Here is a 2,327-nt window from a genome sequence, read left to right as displayed (position 1 = left end):
GCCCCGCATAGATTGTGTGCGGGGCCTTCGTGCTTCTTTGGATTACCTGCCTATCGGCCGGCATGTTGGCGGTCGCGCCCCTGTGACTTGTTCGTCTTCCCCTTCCGTGCGACTGGCGGCTTGACCGGTCCGGTTCGGACCGCATCGCGGGCGGGGCGTCCCTGCGCAGTGTCGGCGGACATTCGAGCTGCGATCGCTTCGGAGTCGACGCCGGCCGCGTGCATGCTGTTCGCGAACGTGGTCCGCCGGTCCGCGGAGTCGTACTTCTCGACAGCTTCGCCACGTTCATCGTCACCTTGAGCGCGGTTGCCTTCCTCGACTGCCGTCGACGTTTCGGGCTGTGACCGCTGCCAGTCCCCGACAAGCTCTTTCTCTGCGTCGCTCCGTTCGTCCTTCCCCGCCTCCGGGCCGTACGTCTGCTCCCAGACGGCGAACCACTCTGGAGTGTTCTCCCGCGCCCACGTCTTCGCTTCTTCGAGCTCGACCGCCGCGCGTTCTGCTTTATGGTCGGCGCTCTCGGCCGCGGTCATCGCAGCACCAGCTTCGACGCGATCCTGAGCGGCCTGCTTCTGCTCCGTACCTGCGACGTCCTTGTACGCGCGGCCGTACGCGAGGAACTCCCGTGCCGCCTGATCGTTGTCGACGTCGAAGCCGTATCGCTGGTGGACTTCGGAACGGATCTTGTGCGCAGCCTGGGCTGCGATCTCCGATTCAGGGCTCCACGCCTTTGCCTGCAAGTAGGCGTCGGTGATCGCCTCCGGCTTCGCCTGATCCCACCACTGCTTCTCCGAGACTCCTCGCAGCTGCGTCTCGGCGGCCGTCCGTTCGACCTTGAGACGTTCGGCGTACTCACGGGTTGCCTGTTCGCTGCGATGCTGTGCATCGCGCATCCGCTGTTCGCGGGAGCGTGCCATCTGCTCGGCGAGTCGGCTCATCACCTGCATCGCCACGCGCATCGCCATGCCCACTTCGCGGCTGATCGTGCCTACTTCGTCATCGGACATCTGCTCTCACCTTTCGTCGAACCGGTCCGCCGGGTGCGGGCCGAAAGAGCGGTTTCGCGGAGGTCACGCCTCGCGCTGATCAGGGAACAGTGCGTCCGGAGCCTTGTCGGTAGGCAGCGGCTTCACGGAACCTTTGTGGCCCCGCTCGGCCGAGCACGCCTTGAAGGGGCCATCGCCCGCGAACAGCTTTTCCATGTGGTGATCGGCGTGACCGCGCCACCACACACTCATGCCGGTCTTCGCATCCAGGCGCAGGTACTCCCACGCCCGCCAGAGAGCTTCAACGCGGTTGACCGCTTCCTCGTGCTTCCACCACTGCGGGCACCACACACGCGAAGGGGTGTCCATCACCTGACGGCGGTACGTCGGAGCGAGCCAGTCCCGCAGGAACTCCTCCGCCGAGCCGAACACCATCTGCGGTTCCGGCTCAGGTTCGACTTCCTCCGGGACCTTGAGCGCCGCCGCGAGCTGCGCGACGAGGCGCGCTTGTGCAGCTTCTTGGAGTTGGGTGTGCAGTTCGGGAGTGAGCATCTCCTCGAACTTCGCCGCCGCGATCGCATCCGCTTCCTGGCTGATCCGTTTGTCCATCGCCCGCGCCACGAACGCTTCCATCTGCGCACTGAGCGCACTGGCAGGTTCGGCCGGCGCAGCGATGCCAGGATCAACAGCCGGCGCGGGGTCGTCGATCGGTACCTCGTCGATCGGTACCTCGTCGTAGGCGCCTTCCGGTGGCGGCTCGAAGTCGTCGGCGAATCCGGGGAAGTCGAAATCGGTGCTCATGCGACCAGCTCCACTGCGTCGACGGCGCCGACCTTGGTGACGGCCTTCGCCAGGGTCTTCTCCGGTTCGGGATCGTGAACCTTGATCGAGGCCACGACAGCGTCCTTGTTCGGTCCCTCCCACCAGGGCACCGTCTTCACCAGCGTCGGCGAGTTACCCGAGGAACGTACGACCGCGCGGCCGCGGGGTAGCGCTTCGAGTTCGGCTTCGGTGAGGGTGCGTTCCTTGCTGCGATGCTTGGACACGCTGCGACCGTTGCCGCTGTTGGAGACGGAGCCGGTGATTTCCCAGTGCTCACCGATCGCGGTGGACATGTCCTTGAGGAAGTTGCCGTCGTCGACTGCGACGCCGCCGCCGTAGACGCGCACGTTCGAGGCGGACCACAGTTTGCTCATGCCCTTCGCGCCCCACACGTCCTCGCCCTGTGACCAGGACTGCAAGATCGCCATGATCAGGATGCCGCGTGAGCCGTAGTGGCTGTAGGATACCCCGGGCACCGGACCAGATGCGGTACGGGACGCTGTCGCCGGGAGAGCCCGCGAT

The 2,327-nt window shown here is 65.7% G+C and carries 3 protein-coding genes; all 3 read right to left on the bottom strand.

The genetic code is table 11. The features are described from left to right. Nucleotides 1-50: 50 nt before the first annotated feature. The 3 genes from ABT116_RS42955 to ABT116_RS42945 all read right to left on the bottom strand — a co-directional run bounded on the left by ABT116_RS42955 (nucleotide 51) and on the right by ABT116_RS42945 (nucleotide 2,281). Nucleotides 51-1,004 (bottom strand): hypothetical protein, encoded by a 954-nt coding sequence (locus ABT116_RS42955; protein ID WP_311052724.1) that lies wholly within the window; start codon nucleotides 1,002-1,004, stop codon nucleotides 51-53. A 63-nt stretch (nucleotides 1,005-1,067) separates the two neighbouring features. Beyond that, nucleotides 1,068-1,784 (bottom strand): DUF4913 domain-containing protein, encoded by a 717-nt coding sequence (locus tag ABT116_RS42950; RefSeq protein ID WP_351646164.1) that lies wholly within the window; start codon nucleotides 1,782-1,784, stop codon nucleotides 1,068-1,070. Next, nucleotides 1,781-2,281 carry a TraM recognition domain-containing protein gene (locus ABT116_RS42945; protein WP_351646162.1) on the bottom strand — a complete coding sequence of 167 codons (501 nt, stop codon included), beginning with the start codon at nucleotides 2,279-2,281 and terminating at the stop codon, nucleotides 1,781-1,783. Before ABT116_RS42945 ends, ABT116_RS42950 begins: the two co-directional genes overlap by 4 nt. Between the last annotated feature and the right edge of the window lie 46 nt (nucleotides 2,282-2,327).

This window comes from Streptomyces sp. NPDC002130 (assembly GCF_040296465.1).
GTDB lineage: Bacteria > Actinomycetota > Actinomycetes > Streptomycetales > Streptomycetaceae > Streptomyces.
This window is presented reverse-complemented; position numbering and strand designations above follow the sequence as displayed.

Bases quoted from the DNA above. Each gene is read 5' to 3' on its own strand.
- ABT116_RS42955 (WP_311052724.1), bottom strand. From the start codon at position 1,004: ATGTCCGATGACGAAGTAGGCACGATCAGCCGCGAAGTGGGCATGGCG.
- ABT116_RS42950 (WP_351646164.1), bottom strand. From the start codon at position 1,784: ATGAGCACCGATTTCGACTTCCCCGGATTCGCCGACGACTTCGAGCCG.